This is a genomic window from Hymenobacter montanus (assembly GCF_014699115.1).
GTDB classification, from domain to species: Bacteria; Bacteroidota; Bacteroidia; order Cytophagales; family Hymenobacteraceae; genus Hymenobacter; species Hymenobacter montanus.
Window position 1 is genome coordinate 190,017 of the sequence record NZ_JACXAD010000006.1, and the last position, 16,095, is coordinate 206,111.

At 63.5% G+C, this 16,095-nt stretch carries 11 protein-coding genes; all 11 read right to left on the reverse strand.

Features of this window, described 5'->3' with window-relative positions; translation table 11 throughout:
• Nucleotides 1-100: 100 nt before the first annotated feature.
• On the reverse strand, nt 101-1,906 hold the full coding sequence (locus IC235_RS07435; RefSeq protein ID WP_191004539.1) for a hypothetical protein: 1,806 nt from the start codon (nt 1,904-1,906) through the stop codon (nt 101-103).
• 330 nt (nt 1,907-2,236) lie between these two features.
• Nucleotides 2,237-4,495: a hypothetical protein gene (locus IC235_RS07440; RefSeq protein ID WP_191004540.1), complete on the reverse strand. Its 2,259-nt coding sequence runs from the start codon at nt 4,493-4,495 to the stop codon at nt 2,237-2,239.
• Nucleotides 4,492-6,120 (reverse strand): BatA domain-containing protein, encoded by a 1,629-nt coding sequence (locus IC235_RS07445; protein WP_191004541.1) that lies wholly within the window; start codon nt 6,118-6,120, stop codon nt 4,492-4,494. Before IC235_RS07445 ends, IC235_RS07440 begins: the two co-directional genes overlap by 4 nt.
• Nucleotides 6,121-6,198: 78 nt before the next feature.
• Nucleotides 6,199-7,074: a DUF58 domain-containing protein gene (locus IC235_RS07450; RefSeq protein ID WP_191004542.1), complete on the reverse strand. Its 876-nt coding sequence runs from the start codon at nt 7,072-7,074 to the stop codon at nt 6,199-6,201.
• A 216-nt stretch (nt 7,075-7,290) separates the two neighbouring features.
• The gene (locus tag IC235_RS07455; RefSeq protein ID WP_191004543.1) at nt 7,291-8,268 is read right to left on the reverse strand and encodes an AAA family ATPase; all 978 of its coding nucleotides are present in this window, start codon (nt 8,266-8,268) and stop codon (nt 7,291-7,293) included.
• Nucleotides 8,269-8,411: 143 nt separating this feature from the next.
• The gene (locus tag IC235_RS07460; RefSeq protein WP_191004544.1) at nt 8,412-9,032 is read right to left on the reverse strand and encodes a DUF4159 domain-containing protein; all 621 of its coding nucleotides are present in this window, start codon (nt 9,030-9,032) and stop codon (nt 8,412-8,414) included.
• Nucleotides 9,033-9,198: 166 nt separating this feature from the next.
• Nucleotides 9,199-10,524 (reverse strand): TldD/PmbA family protein, encoded by a 1,326-nt coding sequence (locus IC235_RS07465; RefSeq protein ID WP_191004545.1) that lies wholly within the window; start codon nt 10,522-10,524, stop codon nt 9,199-9,201.
• 79 nt (nt 10,525-10,603) lie between these two features.
• Nucleotides 10,604-10,978 carry a four helix bundle protein gene (locus tag IC235_RS07470; RefSeq protein WP_191004546.1) on the reverse strand — a complete coding sequence of 125 codons (375 nt, stop codon included), beginning with the start codon at nt 10,976-10,978 and terminating at the stop codon, nt 10,604-10,606.
• Between the two features lie 55 nt (nt 10,979-11,033).
• Complete coding sequence (locus IC235_RS07475) at nt 11,034-12,683, reverse strand: TldD/PmbA family protein (protein ID WP_191004547.1); 1,650 nt, start codon at nt 12,681-12,683, stop codon at nt 11,034-11,036.
• 245 nt (nt 12,684-12,928) lie between these two features.
• A complete protein-coding gene (locus IC235_RS07480; RefSeq protein ID WP_191004548.1) occupies nt 12,929-14,248 on the reverse strand; it encodes a TldD/PmbA family protein in 1,320 nt (439 codons plus the stop codon).
• Between the two features lie 113 nt (nt 14,249-14,361).
• Entirely contained in the window at nt 14,362-16,011 is a 1,650-nt protein-coding gene (locus IC235_RS07485) for a TldD/PmbA family protein (protein WP_191004549.1), read from the reverse strand.
• Between the last annotated feature and the right edge of the window lie 84 nt (nt 16,012-16,095).

The window sequence follows — 16,095 nt, forward strand, 5'->3', positions numbered from 1 at the left end:
ACGAGATGCGAATTTGATGAATCGAGGTTTTGGATACGGTGCCGCGTCCCAAGCTCTGCTGAGCGCAGGCGCGGTGCGTTATACTCGGACTGCTCTTGCTTCAAAGCTTTTCTTCCAGCCACAGGAAACCAGCAGCTAAAAGAAACAAACCGAAAAACCAGGCTGCTGGCCACGGTTGTTGCGCCCGGCTGGCGGCTGGCCCCTGCGCGCAGGCCGTTGCGGAACGCTGCCGGGCTGCTTGCTGGCGCTCCCACAACTCGGGCCCCAGCCAAGCTGATGACGGGAAAACATAAAACTGGTGAACCGTCCGGCCCGGGCCGCGCACCTGGTGCCACCCGGCCGTAGCCGGCCAATACAGCGCCGTGCTCCACTCGGGCAGGCGCGAGTCTTGGCGCAGGGCTACGCGCCCGGGCGCGCCCGCCGCTAGTGGCTGCACCATAGGCGGGGCATCGGGGAAGGCGGCGGCCACCCGCAGGGTGAGCGGGTACCCTGGCCGGGGCCAGGGCGTAGCCTGGCTCCAGGTAGCCGCGGCGGGGGCTGGGGGCAAGGCCGCGGTCAGGAGCCGGTTCCAAAAAGAGGCGTATACCGCGCGCTGGCCTTGCAGTGCCCACCGGAACGTCTCGGGAACCACCGATACTACGGCGGCTCCCAGCCCCACGCGCCGGCCGGCGGCTACCAGGGCCTGGCCGGGGCCCAGTACGAGCGGCCGAAGGGTGGGGGCCGGCCGTAGCTGGGCCGGCAGAGGCAAGCGGGCCGCGGCCGGCGCATCGGGCCAGGTGAGCGGCTGCGGCCCGGCCGGGAACGCACTACCACGGCCGACAATGGCGAAGTCGGCTCGGGCGGGGGCAGTTCGCGGTAAGGATTGGTTGTCGGCCAGCATAACGAGACCTAGCTGGCCGTTGTCGAGGGCCCCTTGGAGAATGTGCGTTTCAGAAGCCGGGAGCCCGGCCAGGCTGCCTGCATCAGTGACCACCACGGCATAGCGGGCCAGCAGGGCTCGGGTGAGGCGGTTAAGGGGTTGGGGTGACTGGTTCACGAAATCGGTTTGAACCAAGCCCCGGCTGATGGTGCTGCGTAGCGCAACGGGGTAGTGCGCCTCGCCCAAATGGTTTTTCAGAAATTTGAATTCAAACGACGGCGTAGCGGTGAGCAGCAGAACGGCGGGCCGAGTGGGCGCCAGGATCTCCACCGGGACAGGCTCGTTGGCAAGTGCTTGCTGATTTGAGCCTGGGTGCAACCGCAACTCGTACTGGGCCAGGCCAGTTGTTTTGGGCTGATAACGGAGGCGAAAACGGCCGCCCCCGGTTGGCAAGCGCATTGAATCGCGGGTGGCCCCGTCGGCGCGTAGGCACACCCAGACAGGAGCGCTGCCGGGCGCCGCGGCAACCCAACCTTCTACGTGGCACATCTCTCCCAAAGTCAGCCGGCGGTTCCACTGTGCGGCCCGAAAACCGTGAAAAGCCGGCAGCGAATAGGTTTTCAGCGGGAGGCTTCCCAACTGCAGTAGGTCTGGTGCGGGCAAGCCCCAGCCCAGCACGTGCAACCGCCGCAGGGCCGGCCGCTGCTCAGTGAGGCTGAGTAAGCTAGCCAGGGTGTGAGCCTTGGCTGGGGCTGCGGCGGGGCCATAGTGCCACACGGGGGTGCCAGCTCCCAGGTGCCGGAGCAACTGGCGCAAGGTGTCCGGCTGGTAGCCTTCAGTGAGCAAAATAGCCTCGGCCGGGGCAGCGGGCTGGCGGCGCTGGGGCGGGTAGGCCGTGAACCACAGGGCCGCGGCCGCCCCGCCACTGACCAACACCCGCAGCAGGCGATGTTGGCGGATCGGGCGCTGCCAGGCTAGCGTTATCAGCCCACCGCCGAGCGCCAGGCAAAAAACCAATAAGCCATAATACAGCGAGGAGGAAAACACTGGGGTGAATAACGATTTATATGGAGTAAAGAACCAATGATTGAGTATTTATGGCTGGGGCGCAGAAGCAGATTTTATTGGAATAGCATTCTGAATTAACTTATACAAGTTCGCCGGTCGGTATTGGGTGTTCTGGTGGGAGCCTCACGTGACCCCTGCGGGGCCGGCCCCTCTCCCCGGAGTGGGAGCCAGACAGCATGGGCCCATGAGGTTTTACCAACTGCGCCCGGTACCCGGACCCAGGAATAGGTTGAAATAAATCGGGAATATACTCTGGCTCAGGGGTAGGCGGCCTTCCCGTGGCCGATAGTCGGCGCAACTCTTGGAATATTATGGGCTCGTCCGGTTCGGGGAAGGTTGGTTCAGCTCTTGGAAATAGCGCCGGGCCAGCCGGTCGGGGGGGGGGGGCGGAAGCGGAGCGGCCGGGGGTGGGGCCAGCAAGTCGGTGAAAGCACGCTCGATCGGCGGGCGGCAATGGGGGCAGGGCGGCCGCCCCGTTCGCACATCGGCCACCAGTTGCCGTAGGGCGCGCAGAGCCGGCAAGTACACGGTGGGTCGTTGAAGAGCGGCCCGGGCCAGTTCGGAGCCGGCCTGCTCCAGCAGGTGGGCATCGGCGGATGCGGTGCGCGGGTTGGAACGCGGCGCGACTAACCAGCGCAGTGCGGCGCGCACCGTGGGTTGGGCGGCGGGAGCGGGTAGGGTTTGCTGGCGGTGTGGGGCCGCGGCGCCCGCTAGCTCGCCGGTGAGCCGCAGGGTGGCTTCGGGTAGCGGCGGGGGTACGAAGCCCGCTTTCTTGACGAAGACGCGGGTTTGCTGCTGCACTTGCTTGAGCAGGCGCAGGGCGCGGTACTCGTAGGGCAGCGCCGCCGCCAGTTGGTTGGTGCGCAGGCGCAGCTCGGCGGCCCACATCTGGTCGAGCACGGCGCGCAGCTTGGCCTTCACGGCGGGCTCCAGGAAATCGGCGGTTTCGGCATCGTCGTGTTGGTGCGTGTAGGGTTCCATCAGCGCGTCGGTCGGCGAGGCATTTGCGGGCGGCGGGGAAGCGTGGTCGTGGTGCTCTTCAGCCTCAGCGGTGAGATGGTTGGCGGCCTCATCTTCGGCAATGGGCGCGTGGGGAGCTTCGGCGCCGATCCCCGCTTCGGCCTCTTCGCCCATAAACTTGCCGTAACGCAGGCGCAGGGTTTGTTGGTCAAGCCCGAGGTTGTTGGCCCGGTTGGAGAGGGTAGCGGCGTCAAGCTTAGGCTTTTCGACCAGCAGCTTTTCGGTGTCGATGATGATCTGCCGCTGGCTGCGGAAGTACGCGGGCGCTACCTTGATGCCCATGCCCCTGTCGGAAGGACTGTCAGTTACGGTGGTGTCCTCCCACTGTACCAGGTAAGCATCGGTGCGGGCCGCGTGGCCGGCGTTGTCGCGGGCTGAAACGTAGAAATACAGTTCGTCGCCGTAGGTCAGGCCCAGCTTAGGTAGGTCGAGCTGGCTGCTGAGCGTGGCTTGGGGTGGTTGCGGACCCAAGGGCGCGCTCAGGTCGCGGCGCACTTCGCGGAACTTCACGGCTTCGCCCTGGCCCGTGGCCACAGTGATGACCAGCTCGGCCCGGCTGAGGCCGTAGTCGTCGCGCACGATAGCTCGCAGGGGCAACTGGGGTCGGTTACCAAAGGCCACCAGCGTGTAGGCCTTGGGGGTTTGGATGCGTACCACCGGCGCCTGGTCGGGGCGCGCGTCGATGGCGTAGTCATCGGAAACCGTTCCGCCGTAACGCAGGCGGTACAGCAGCGAGGTGCCTACGATTTGCTCGGCAACAAAATGGCCGGCCTGCCCACGCACTGGCCGGAAAGCCACCCGCCGATTGCCCAGTTCCAGCAGCGGAGCGCCGGCGGGTGGGCCACTTACCTGCACCTGCCAGCGTACCCGGGACCCCTGCGGGCACTGAAACGAAGCCTGCGCCGGCGCAAAAGCAGGCTGCCGGGTGTAAGCCGGAGGCAGCACCCAAAGCCGGGTGCTGATGATACGGGCTGGCGCGGCGCCGACTCCGGGCTTTTCCGACGAAAATCGCAGGGCCACGGGCTGGGGTCCGCGGCCAGTGGGGCGGCTTGCTGGCCAGAACCACAGCCCGGCGCTGGCCAGCAGGAGCAAAACGGTGGTGAGCATAGCCCGGCGGAAGGGAACGGGCAGCCCCAATGCCCGCGCCGCGCCCAACTCGTGGAGGCGCTGGGCCACCCGCTGCTGTTGCAGCTGTTCCAGTAAATTCCGTTCAGCTGGTGGGTGCAGCAGCAGGCCGGTGCTGTCTTCCAGGGCGGCAAACTGCCGGTCGAGCCGGGGGGCAATGGTAGCGGGGGCCACGCGCCGCAATGGCCACAGTTTCCCCAGCACCACCGCCAGCGCGATCAGGCCGATAATTTCCAGGGCCCAACGCCCCTGGGGCCACTGCTGCGCCCCCAGCCCTAAGAGCAGCCCACCCGCGGCGGCGGGCAGCAATACGGTTGCCGCGCGTCGTCGTGCGTAGGACCGAGCCACCACCCGTAACTGCTGCCGGGCTTCGGCCAGGCGCGAGGTATCAGCGCTAGCAACGGGGGAAACTACCGAGCTCATGGCGTGGCGGGGCTAAGCTGCCTAACCCGGCGCCGGGCCAGCAGGCGTTCAACAGCGAAGAGCAGGCCCGTGGCCAGCACCGCCCACGGCCGCAAATCCGTCAGGCGGAAGGTGGCGGGAGCAACCGCGCTGCCCGGGCTTTTCAGGGGGCGGGTGGGGGTTAGCTGGGTAGGGTCGAGGGCGCGCTGGTCCTGGCTAAGGACTGACGATAGTTCGTTGCCCCCTAGCCACTCAGGTGATGGCTGAAGCAGCTCCAGCAATTGAGCGGGCAAGGCCGGGCAGTCGGCCAGTTCACTCCAAGGGGGGCTGAGGCGGGTATGCAGACGGTAGTAGGCACCCCGACCTAGGCCCTGGCGCGAAAGTACGGCACGGCCTAGCCCATCCGTCCAGAGTGAGAATGAATTACCGCCCGCCGGTGACCATCCGGTGCCCGGGCTTGCTTGGCCGCGGCGCCAGATGGTCACCGGCGGTTCGGCCGCGGCCGGGCTCAGCAGGTGGGCGGTGTCGGCGATTCCCGGCCCCGAAGCCTCCTGCCAGACATTCAGTTCCTTGCGTACTGAAGCAGCCCAGGCGGCTGGTAAAGGACTATCGGCCAACCAGAACAGCCAATCGGCTTGGTCGTTCGCGCTGGGTGGCGAGGCAACCTGCGTCAGCACCAACGGCACCGGCAAGCCAATAGACGCCGCCCGCAACGCGGCGTGCAGGGCCCGCGCATCAGCCGCATAAGACGGGGAAGCATAGATAACCGCGCGCAGTGCCCGCGTACGAACTGGCACCACGGAAGCTGCCGTGGGCGATCCGGTCGCGGTGGGTATAAGCCGGAGCTGAGCGCCGCCAGCGCGGGTTTCCTCATAGCGCAGCGGAGCTAACCCTGCCACCCGAACGATTGCGCCCGGCCGGGGCTTGGCCACTGCCACCACCCGAAAGGTTGTCTGCGTTGCGCGGGTCCGGCCCAGCAGCAAGCGGAGGCTATCGGTACCGGTGCTGGCAGCGCTCTGGAGCCAGGTGGCGGACGTTTCAACCGGTAAAATCCGCCAGGTGATAGAGCCAGCCAGGGGCGGGTGGGAGCCTTGAAATTCGCGTAGCGCCGCCGTTGTAACCACGTACAACGGCTGCCCCGGAAAAACCTCGGTCGCCTGCCGAACCCGAGCCCACGTGAAAGATTCGCGGGCCGAATCGGGCGGGCGGGCCCCGCGGGCGCTGGTCCGTTGGCCCAACGAGTCGACTAGCCCCGCGGCCGGCGGCACCAGCGGAAATTCCGGGGCTAGCGCCCGTAGCGCGTAGCCCCGGCGGCGCAGTGAGTCGAGTGCCGGTTGCAGCATGGCAAAAGCCCGCGTGCCCACGAGCGAAGCACTCACCAGGGCCTGACCGCGCCCGGCGGGCACTGCCTGGCGCCACGCGGGCCCCGCCAGGGCCACGGCCAGCACGGCCAGCAGCGCTGCCCGCAGCAGCAGTAAGGGTAGCTGCTCGGGCCGTAGGCTGCGCAGGCGGCGGTTGGCCCCGGCCGTCAGCCAGCGCAGGCTGCCCACTGCTACCTCCCGGCCCGGCCGGCGGTTCCAGAGGTGAATGGCAACCGGCACCAACAGCCCCAGCAAGGCCAGCAGCGCGGAAGGAGTGAGCAGCATAAGCAAAGGGCGAGTTAGATTCAGAGATGAAGTCAGGATACAGACGCCGAAATGCCGCAATGGTTGGCTAGGCCGGAGCTAGCCCGCTGAATTGCGGCGACGCAGAAACTCCCGTAGCGCTCCATCCAGCGGCTGGGAGGTATTGAGTTGGTGGTAGTCGAACCCCTGGCGCCGGGCCGACTGAGCGGTGTTGTGCAGCCATCGCCCTAACTGCTCCTGGTAGGCCGGGCGCTGCTGGTCGGCATCCAGTTGCAGGCTCCGGCCCGTTTCTAAGTCTTTAAAGGTGATATTGCCTTCGTAAGTGAATTCTAACTCGTTATTGGCTAGTACGTGCAGGAGTAAGACCTCCCCACTAACTGCCCGGAGTTGCGCGAGCAGGGCGCTGATTTCGGTTCCTTCCTCGTATAAATCGCTCACGCAGACCGTGAGGGCTCGCTCGCGACGGGCCGTGAGCGGCGCCAGCGTAGCGGGGTCCGGAAAGTGCCCCTGAGCCTCGACAGTTTCGAGGGCGTGGTAGATGCGAGGCAGCTGGCGGGCGTCGGCGCGGGCGGGCAGGTGGCGCAGGCCCGCCGGGGCGAGGATGGTCAGGCCCACGGCGTCGCCCTGCTGCTGGGCCAGGTAGGCTAGCGCGGCCAGCAGCAGGCGAGCATAGCCGAGCTTGGTGAGGCCGTTGTCGTCGCGGTGGTTCATGCTGGCGCTCGCGTCGAGCAGCAAGTGCACCGTCAGGCTGGTGTCGACTTCGGCTTCGCGTAGGTAGTAGCGGTCTGAGCGGGCGGCCAGGCGCCAGTCGAGGCGGCGTAGGTCATCGCCGGGCTGGTAGGGCCGGTACTGGCTGAACTCCATGCCCGCCCCGTGCCGCCGGCTGGCGTGCGCGCCGTTCAGGAATCCCTCGGCCGCTCGCCGGGCGGCGAGGGCGAGGTTGCGCAAGCCGTGCAAAAGTTCGGGGGTGAGCATTTTTTTGGTGCCTGGTGCCTGGTGCCTGGTGCTTGGTGCTTGGTGCTTGGGTGTTAGAATATTATGCTCATCTGGCCTCCGCGCGGTCCAAGCAGCTCACGTGAGGCAGCAAGCGTGGGGCAGTAAGCAATGCCGTTGCAATGATGCGGGCCAACTGCTTCGGCTGCGCTTGGCAGGACGTTCCAACACCCGAGCACCATGCACCATGCACCAACCTCAGACCGGCACGGCTTGCAGCAGCGCTGCTACGGCGTCATCGGCCGTTAGATTCTCCGCTTCGGCGTTGAAATTCAGCAGGACCCGATGCCGCAGCACTGGTGGTGCCAGCGTGCGAATGTCCTCTAACGTGGCGGCAAAGCGGCCGTGTAGCAATGCCCGGGCTTTGGCACAGAGAATAAGCGCCTGCCCGGCCCGTGGTCCCGCTCCCCAGCGCCCGTAGTCTTTGATGAACTTCACCGCCGAGGTCGCCGGCCGGGTGGCCCGCACCAGGCGGTTTACAAAATCCAGCAGCTCAGGGCTTAGGCTGACCTGGCGGACCAGCATTTGCAGCTGGCGGATGTCGGCCCCGCTTAACACGGGCGCCACGGCCTGCCCGGCCGTGCCGGTGGTACCGCGCAGCACGGCCAACTCTTCCTCGGCCGTGGGGTAGCCGATGCGCACGTACAGCAGAAACCGGTCGAGCTGCGCCTCCGGCAGCGGGTAGGTACCCGACTGCTCGATCGGATTTTGCGTGGCCAGCAGGAAGAATGGCTGGGGCAACGCATGCTCGGTGCCGGCGTAGGTTACGTGGCCTTCCTGCATGGCTTCGAGCAGGGCGGCCTGGGTCTTCGGTGGCGTTCGGTTGATTTCGTCGGCCAGCACCAAACTGGCGAAAATGGGTCCGGGGTTGAATTTGAAGGAGCGGCGCCCGGTGCCGTGGTCTTCCTCCAGCACCTCGGTGCCCAGGATGTCGGTCGGCATTAAATCCGGCGTAAACTGAATGCGGCGAAAGGGTAAGTCGGTCGCGGCGGCCAGCGTGCGCACCAGCAGGGTTTTGGCCACGCCCGGCACGCCTTCAAGCAGCGCGTGGCCGCCCGCCAGCAGGGCCACGAGCACCTCATCCAACACCGCCGCCTGGCCCACGATGACCTTGGCAATCTCAGCTTTGAGCACCGGCAGCTTCGCCAGCAGCTTATTTACTTCTTGTTCGGTCATAAGTTGGTGCTTGGTGCCTGGTACCTGGTGCTTGGTACCTAGCGCTTGGTTGTTGGTGCTTGGCAACTGGTGGGGAGTTATAAAATCTAAAAAACCAGGCACCAGGCACCAAGCACCAAGCACCAAGCACCAATAACCAAGCACTATGTCAGCGCATACAGCAAAATGTTGACGCCAAACTTAGTGTTGTCCTCGGCCAGGAAGCGCTTGTTGCGGAAGTCGTAGTCCCACTCGCAGCCGTAGTCTTTGTTGGAATAGAGCACGCCAATGCGGCCTTTTATTTCCACGGCTTTCAGGTAGTCGTGCACCAGGTCATCGCCCCAGCCATTCAGCTCGAAGCCGGTGTTGGGCGGACCTTCCTTGAAAGTGAAGAACTGGGAATAAATCGGGTGGGTTTTGGGAATTTTCTTCAGGGCGCCGGGGCCAAAGCACTGGCGCATCTGCTCCTCGAAGGAGCGGGCGAAGAGGCCGTCGATGTCGTGGTTGCAATCGTCGACGAACACGAAGCCCCCGTTGCGGACGTAGGTGATAAAGTTCCGCTTCTCCGCCGCTGAAAACTGTACCAGCCGGTGGCCTGATAAGTAGCAAAACGGGTAGCTGAACAGTTCCGGGCTATCCAGGGCTACCACTTTCTCTTTGGGCTCGACGGGTACCGTGGTGTACTGCACCAGCGAGTGAAGCAGGTTGGCGGGCATGCGCTCGTCTACCGCATCCCAATCACCGGAGTGGTACTTGAGGCGCACGAAAGTGAAAGCAGCGGGCACGAAACAAGAAGCTAGGAGGGGTAAGGATTAGAGCCGTCGGGAAGTAGTAGCGTGGACTCTGCGAGTCCGCACGTGAGCGCAGCGAACATTCGGTGATTGGCCCCATATTAGGTTATGCTCACTATAACTCACGCGCGGACTCGCAGAGTCCACGCTACGGGACCTGCTAAATCGCGTCGGACAAGCTGGTAAAGGTGAAGTCTCGGATTTTCAGCGGCGGAATCAGGCAGCCGGCCAGGCGCTGGGGCCGGCCCATGGCCTCCACGTTGTTGAGCATGATGATGGGGCTTTCGTTGAAGCGCAGGTTTTTGATGGGGAATTTGATGGCCCCGTTTTCGATGTAGAACGTACCATCGCGGGTCAGGCCAGTGTAGAGCAGCGTCTGCGGGTCGACCTCGCGGATGTACCACAGGCGCGTGACCAGGATGCCTTTGGCCGTGCCCTTGATAAGCTCGGCAGTGCTTTGCGTACCGCCAGTCATAATGAAGCCACTGGGAAAAGGCGTGGGCGCTACCTTGTTTTTCTCGGCCCAGAAGCGCGAGTAGTACAGGTTCTTCACCACACCCTTCTCAACCCAATTCATGCGCTTGGTGGGCAGGCCGTCGTTGTCGAACGCGTTGCCGGGTACCTCGGCATTCAGGGGGTCGGAGTAGATGCTTACCCGCTCATCGAAGAGCTTCTCGCCCTTGCGGTTGCCGCCGCCTTTTTTGCTCAGGAAGCTGCGGCCCTCGTCGGCCGAGCGGGCATCCAGGCCGTACACGAGGCCGCCGAGCAGCGACAGGTCGCCGCCGTCCATGAGGGCGGCGGGCTCCAGAATCACGGTGTACTTGCCCGGCTCGATGGCCTTGGCATTCACCGAGCCCAGGGCTTTGTCGGCGGCGCGCTGGGTGAGGACTTTGGTGTTGAGCTTGGCGGGGTCCGTCACGTCGGCGATGGCGTAGCCCGAGCCCCGGCCATCGGCGGTGCGTACGGTTACCGAGAAGTCGGTGTTGGTCGACTGCTGATAGGCTTCGAGCCCCTTGGAGTTGCGCATGGCCTGAAACCGAGCGCCGCCATCGATGAAGCCAGCGGCAGTAAGTTTTTTAGCCGCGCACAGGTTCATGCTGTCGGCCGCGGCCTGGGCGCGGGTGGCGGCCGTGAGCAAGGTAGTGGCCGCTGAAGGCGGGCTCAGGTAAGTTTGCGGTCCGAGTAGCGGCACGTATTCGGGGCTTTCGGGGGCGAGCCTGGCGATTTCCTCGGCCCGCTGCACGCAGCGGCGCAGGGTGGCCTCGTCGAACTCGTTGCAGGTAGCCACGCCGCTGCGCTTGCCGAAACGCGACTCCACCGCCAGCGACACACTGTCGGCGGCGCCAGCCGTGCTCACGCTGTTGCGGGCGTAGCGAATGTTGCCCGTGGTGCGCCCGTTCAGGGAAACCTCGCACTCATCGGCGGTGCTATAGCTGAGCACCTTTTTAAGTAAAGCCTGGGCTTCGTCTTTGGAGAGAATAGCCATGATTTTTTTAATGTGGAGATGTGCGGAATGTGGAAATGTGCAGGATGTGGAAATGAGCAGAATGTGGAAATGTGAAAATTCAGGTGGCGTTGGCTTTGCTGGATATGATGATGCGGGCCAATAGGCGGCGGACACTCAGTAGCGTTTCGTTGAGTGGAGTGGGCGGGGTGGGGTAGGCGGGGGCCTGCGCGCAGAGTTGCAGCCAGTAATCGGTTTCTTCGGCTTCCTTGGCGGCAATCTTGCACTTGTGCACAAAGTCCGCACGGCTCTCAGCGTGTTGTGCCTCGCGCACATTGGCCCCGACCGAAGTACCGCAGCGCAGCAATTGACGGGCTACCACGTAGCGACGAGCGGCTTCCAGTTCCTCGACGTAAGCCAACACCGCCAGCGCCAACTCAAAAGAGAGCCGCACCACCGGATTATCGGACTGCGGACCGTTCGTGCCTGAATCCATCCCGCCTACCATCCAATTTTCCCATTTCCCACATCAATCATATTCCTCACATTATCTACACCTTCCGGGCCGTGTTGATGACGTTCACGCCGTTGAACCGCGTGGTGGCCGAGCCGTGGCTCACCGACGAAACCTGCGCAGGTTGGCCCTTGCCGTCAAAGAAAGTGCCGTACAGGCGGTAATCGGACTGGTCGCAGCTGCCGGCGCAGGCGCCCCAGAACTCCTGGGTGTTCGACTGATACGCCACGTCTTCCAGGGGTTCCGTGATTTTCCCCTTCTCAATGGCGAAGAACAGCTGCCCGCCAAACTGGAAGTTATAACGCTGCTGGTCAATAGAAAAGGAGCCTGCCCCGGCAATGTAGATGCCTTTGTCGACCTTGCTCACCATCTCGTCCACGCTGAGCTTGGCTTTGCCGGGGCGCAGGCTTACGTTGGGCATGCGCTGGAACTGCACGTCCTCCCACGACTGCGCGTAGCAGCAGCCATCAGATTCTTTCTGACCCACGATGTGAGCCTGGTCGCGAATCTTCTGGTAGTTCACCAGCTTGCCTTCCTTGATGAGGTCCCACTCGCGGGTTTTCACGCCTTCGTCGTCGTAGCCAACCGCTCCAACCGAGCCCGGCTGGAGCTTATCGGCCACAATATTCACTTCCTGGGAGCCGTAGGGCAGGTTTTTGGCTTTCCACTCCAGGGTGGCAAAGCTGGTGCCGGCGAAGTTGGCCTCGTAGCCCAGCACCCGGTCCAGCTCGGTGGGGTGGCCGACCGACTCGTGGATGGTCAGGCCCAGGTGGCCGGGGTCGAGCACCAGGTCGTACTTGCCGGGCGTCACCGATTTCATGCTCAGCTTGGCCTTGGCCTGTTTGCCGGCCAGGGCGGCGTCAGCCAGCAGGTCGTAGCGCAGCTTGTAGCCCACGGTGTTGGTTCCCGCCGGGCCGGCTATTTGTTCGGCCGCGCTGGGCGTGAGATACTCGAAGCCCAGCCCCACCGGCGAGCTCAAGGCGCTGCGCGAGCGGAACTTGCCCGTCTTCGTATCCACGGCCGTGGCGCTGAACGTGGGCCAGAGCCGGTGCACGTCCTGGTCAATGTACGAGCCGTCGGTGCTGGCGAAGTACTTCTGCTCATTCACCTGAAACAGCGCCGAGTTGATGTAGTTGGCGCCGTTGTCGAGCGCCGCGGCGTTGGCGGCCAGCAGCAGTTCCACTTTCTGCTTCACGGGCACCTCGAAAGCGCTTTGCTGAATGGGCGTCTTCCAGCTCACCTCGCCGTAGCCCTGCTGGGGGGCCAGTTGCACGGGCTCCCGCTGCACGATGCGGTCAGCCTTGGCGATGTCGACGGCCACGCGGGCGGTGGCCGCCAGGCTGGCCTCGGTTACCACGCTGGTGGAGGCAAAGCCCCAGCAGCCATTCACCAGCACCCGAATGCCCACGCCGTAGCTTTCGGTGCTCACAATGTTCTGCACCTGCTTCTCCCGCGTAAAAACGTACTGGTTGAGGTAGCGGCCGATGCGCACATCGGCGTAGCTGGCCCCGGCGCTTTTGGCCGCGTTGAGGGCCGCATCAGCCAAACGCTTTTTCACGATAACGTCGGCGCCGGGCTCCAGCAGGCGGGCCGGGTCTACCGGCGTGTGTCCGAAGCCCGGCAGGCTGGGCAAAAACAAGGCCCCGGCCGCTAAGCCGGTCAGCCCCACAAAGTCGCGTCTTTTCATACTTGGTGCAGGAATGAGGTGATGAAGGAACAGTAAAAGAACGTGATATTTAGAGCAGTTCTCCAGTCCGGGTACCGTTTTTTGGGAATTAAAAATTAAAAATGAAGAATTAAAAATCGGCTGGTCAATTTTTAATTCTTCATTTTTAATTTTTAATTCCCAGGTGAGAACTGCTCCAAGAACGACCGTCAGGCAGAGCGGAGCCGGCAGTCTATCCTCGCTGAGCGTCGCTTCGCGGGGGGAGGTTACACCGCGTCCGATAAGCTGGTGAAGGTGAAATCCCGGATTTTGAGCGGGGGCACCAGGTTGCCGTCCAAGCGGACGGGCTTGCCGAGCGCCTCCAGGTTGTTGAGCATGATGATGGGGCTTTCGTTGAAGCGGAAATTTTTCACTGGAAATTTAACCTGTCCATTTTCGATGTAGAAAGTTCCGTCGCGGGTCAGGCCGGTGTAGAGCAGCGTCTGCGGGTCAACTGCCCGGATGTACCACAGGCGCGTGACGAGGATGCCTTTAGCCGTGCTTTTGATAAGCTCGGCGGTGCTTTGCGTGCCGCCGCTCATGATCCAGCCGCCGGGGGGTGGCAGGTCGGGGATGCCGGCCTTCTGGGCCCAGAAGCGCGAGGAGTATAGGTTCTGCACAATGCCTTTTTCTATCCAGGTCACCTTTCGCTGGGGGCGGCCGTCGGCGGCGAAGGTCAGGTCGGGTACCTCGGGGTGCGTAGGGTCGGAGTAAATGGTGACGCGCTCGTCAAAAATCCGCTCGCCCTTCTTGCTGCCACCCCCTTTTTTGCTCAGGAAGCTGCGGCCCTCGTCGGCGTTGCGCGCATCCATGGCCTGCATCATGTTGGTCAGCAGTTCTACGGCGGCGGCCGGTTCCAGAATCACGGTGTACTTGCCGGGCTCAATGGCCTTGGCGTTGACCGAGGCCGCCGCTTTGTCGGCCGCCACGCGGGTGAGGCGGGCCGCGTCGAACGTGGCCAAATCGGTGTAGTTGGCCAGGGCGTAGCCCGAGCCGGCGCCGTCGGGCGTGCGCACCGTAATGGAGAAATCGAGGTTAGTGAACCGCTGGTAGGCTTCCAGCCCTTTGGAGTTGCGCTTGGCCAAGAAGTCCGCCGAGTCGTTGAAAAAGCCGGCCGACGACAGCTTCCGGGCGGCGCACAGCGCTATGCTGGCCCCAATTTGCTGGGCGCGGTAGTCGGGGGTGATGTCGGCCGTGCGCTGGGCAAACGATGCGGGCGAGGCCAGGTATTGCTGCGGCCCGAGCAAGGGCACGTACTCGGGCGACTCCGGTGCCAGCCGGGCGATTTCCTCGGCCCGCTGTACGCAGCGGCGTAGGCTGGCCTCATCGAATTCGTTACAAGTAGCCAGGCCGCTGCGCTTGCCAAAGCGGGCCTGCACCGTCAGCGATACATTGTCGGTCACGCCGGCCGTGCTGATGGTGTTGCGTGCCGAGCGCACGTTGCCACTGGTGCTGCCGTTGAGCGTGGCCTCGCAGTCATCGCTGGTGCTGAAGCTGAGAACTTTTTTCAGGATATCCTGCGCTTCGGTTTGGGTAAGCATGGGCATGGAAATGAGAAAATGTGACGGATGTGGAAATGAAGCAATGTGGTGGTGAAGCAGCGAGTGAATGGGCCCGGAGTCACATTTTTACATTTTTAACACATTCCCCCCATTAAGAACTAGCCGATTTTGCGCGCCGTGTTGATGACGTTCACACCATTGAACCGCGTGGTCGAAGAGCCGTGGCTTACCGCCGAAACCTGCGAAGGCTGGCCCTTGCCGTCGAAGAAAGAGCCGAATAAACGGTAATCGGACTGGTCGCAGATGGCGGCGCAGGAGTTCCAGAACTCCTGGGTGTTGGCCTGGTAGGCGACGTCTTCCAGCATGCCGGTAATCCGACCCTTCTCAATAGCGTAAAACACCTGCCCGCCAAACTGGAAGTTGTAGCGCTGCTGGTCGATGGAGTAAGAGCCGCGCCCGGCAATGTAAATGCCCTTGTCCACCCCTTTGATCATCTCATCCACGCTGTGTTTGGCGGGGCCGGGCTGCAGGCTCACGTTGGGCATGCGCTGGAACTGCACCGAATTCCAGGAGTCGGCGTAGCAGCAGCCATCCGACTCGGCTTGATTGACGATGTGGGCCTGGTCGCGGATTTTTTCATAATTCACCAACATGCCTTCCCGGATGAGGTCCCACTGCTTGGTTTTGACGCCTTCGTCGTCGTAGCCCACGGCGCCGAGCGAGCCGGGTTGGAGCTTGTCGGCCACGATGTTGACCAGCTTCGAGCCGTAGGGAATCTGTTTGGCTTTCCACTCCAGGGTGGCGAAAGAGGTACCGGCATAATTGGCCTCGTACCCCAGCACGCGGTCCAGTTCCAGGGGGTGGCCCACCGATTCGTGGATGGTCAGGCCCAAATGATTGGGGTCGAGCACCAGGTCGTATTTGCCGGGCGTCACCGACTTGGCGGTCAGCTTTTCCTTCACCTGCTTGGCGGCCAGGGCCGCGTCTTCCAGCATGTCGTAGCTGTTGCGGTAGCCGACCACGCCCGAGCCCGCCGGGCCTGCCACCTTGTCGGCGGCCTTGGGTGTGAGGTACTCGTAGCCCAGGCCCATGGGGGCGTTGAGCGCATCACGGGTGCGGAACTTGCCCGAGGCTCGGTCGATGGCCGTCACGCTGAACGTGGGCCAGATGCGGTGCACGTCCTGGTCGATGTAGGAGCCGTCGGTGCTGGCAAAATACTTCTGCTCGTTGATTTGAAAGAGCGCGGAGTTGACGAAAGCAGCGCCGTTGTCGGTGGCCTTCGCGTTGGCGGCCAGCAGCAGCTCTACTTTCTGCGCCACCGGCACCTCAAAAGCATTTTGCTGAATGGGCGTCTTCCAGCTCACCTCCCCAAAGCCTTTTTGCGGCGCCAGCTTCACCTGCTCTTTCTGTACTTTGGCGTTGGCTTTGGCAATGGCTACCGCCAGCTGAGCGGCTTTGGCCAGGCTGGCCTCGGTCACGGTGTTGGTGGCGGCAAACCCCCAGGTGCCGTTGGCTAGCACCCGTACCCCGGCGCCAAAGCTCTCCCCGCTGACGATGTTCTGCACCTGTTTTTCGCGGGTGAAAATGCTTTGGTTGAGGTAGCGGCCGATGCGCACGTCGGCGTAGCTGGCGCCGGCACTTTTGGCGGCGTTGAGGGCCGCATCAGCCAGGCGCTTTTTCAGGGCGGGGTCGATGCCTTCCAGCAGGCGGGCGGGGTCCACGGGCGTGCCGCCCAGGCTGGGGAAGTTGGGAAGGAAGCAAGCGCCGGCGGCCAGTCCGGTGAGCCCTACAAAGTCGCGACGTCTCAAAGCGAAGTAAGGATTCGGGAATATAAAAAGTAGATCCGTGAAGATTAAGCACGAACCTTAATATCCCAAAGACAGAACCTTACG

Excerpts from the sequence above, each read along its gene's own strand:
- IC235_RS07470 (WP_191004546.1), bottom strand. The coding sequence starts at position 10,978 with ATGGATTCAGGCACGAACGGTCCGCAGTCCGATAATCCGGTGGTGCGG.
- IC235_RS07465 (WP_191004545.1), bottom strand. The coding sequence starts at position 10,524 with ATGGCTATTCTCTCCAAAGACGAAGCCCAGGCTTTACTTAAAAAGGTG.
- IC235_RS07450 (WP_191004542.1), bottom strand. The coding sequence starts at position 7,074 with ATGCTCACCCCCGAACTTTTGCACGGCTTGCGCAACCTCGCCCTCGCC.
- IC235_RS07445 (WP_191004541.1), bottom strand. The coding sequence starts at position 6,120 with ATGCTGCTCACTCCTTCCGCGCTGCTGGCCTTGCTGGGGCTGTTGGTG.
- IC235_RS07475 (WP_191004547.1), bottom strand. The coding sequence starts at position 12,683 with ATGAAAAGACGCGACTTTGTGGGGCTGACCGGCTTAGCGGCCGGGGCC.
- IC235_RS07455 (WP_191004543.1), bottom strand. The coding sequence starts at position 8,268 with ATGACCGAACAAGAAGTAAATAAGCTGCTGGCGAAGCTGCCGGTGCTC.
- IC235_RS07440 (WP_191004540.1), bottom strand. The coding sequence starts at position 4,495 with ATGAGCTCGGTAGTTTCCCCCGTTGCTAGCGCTGATACCTCGCGCCTG.
- IC235_RS07480 (WP_191004548.1), bottom strand. The coding sequence starts at position 14,248 with ATGCCCATGCTTACCCAAACCGAAGCGCAGGATATCCTGAAAAAAGTT.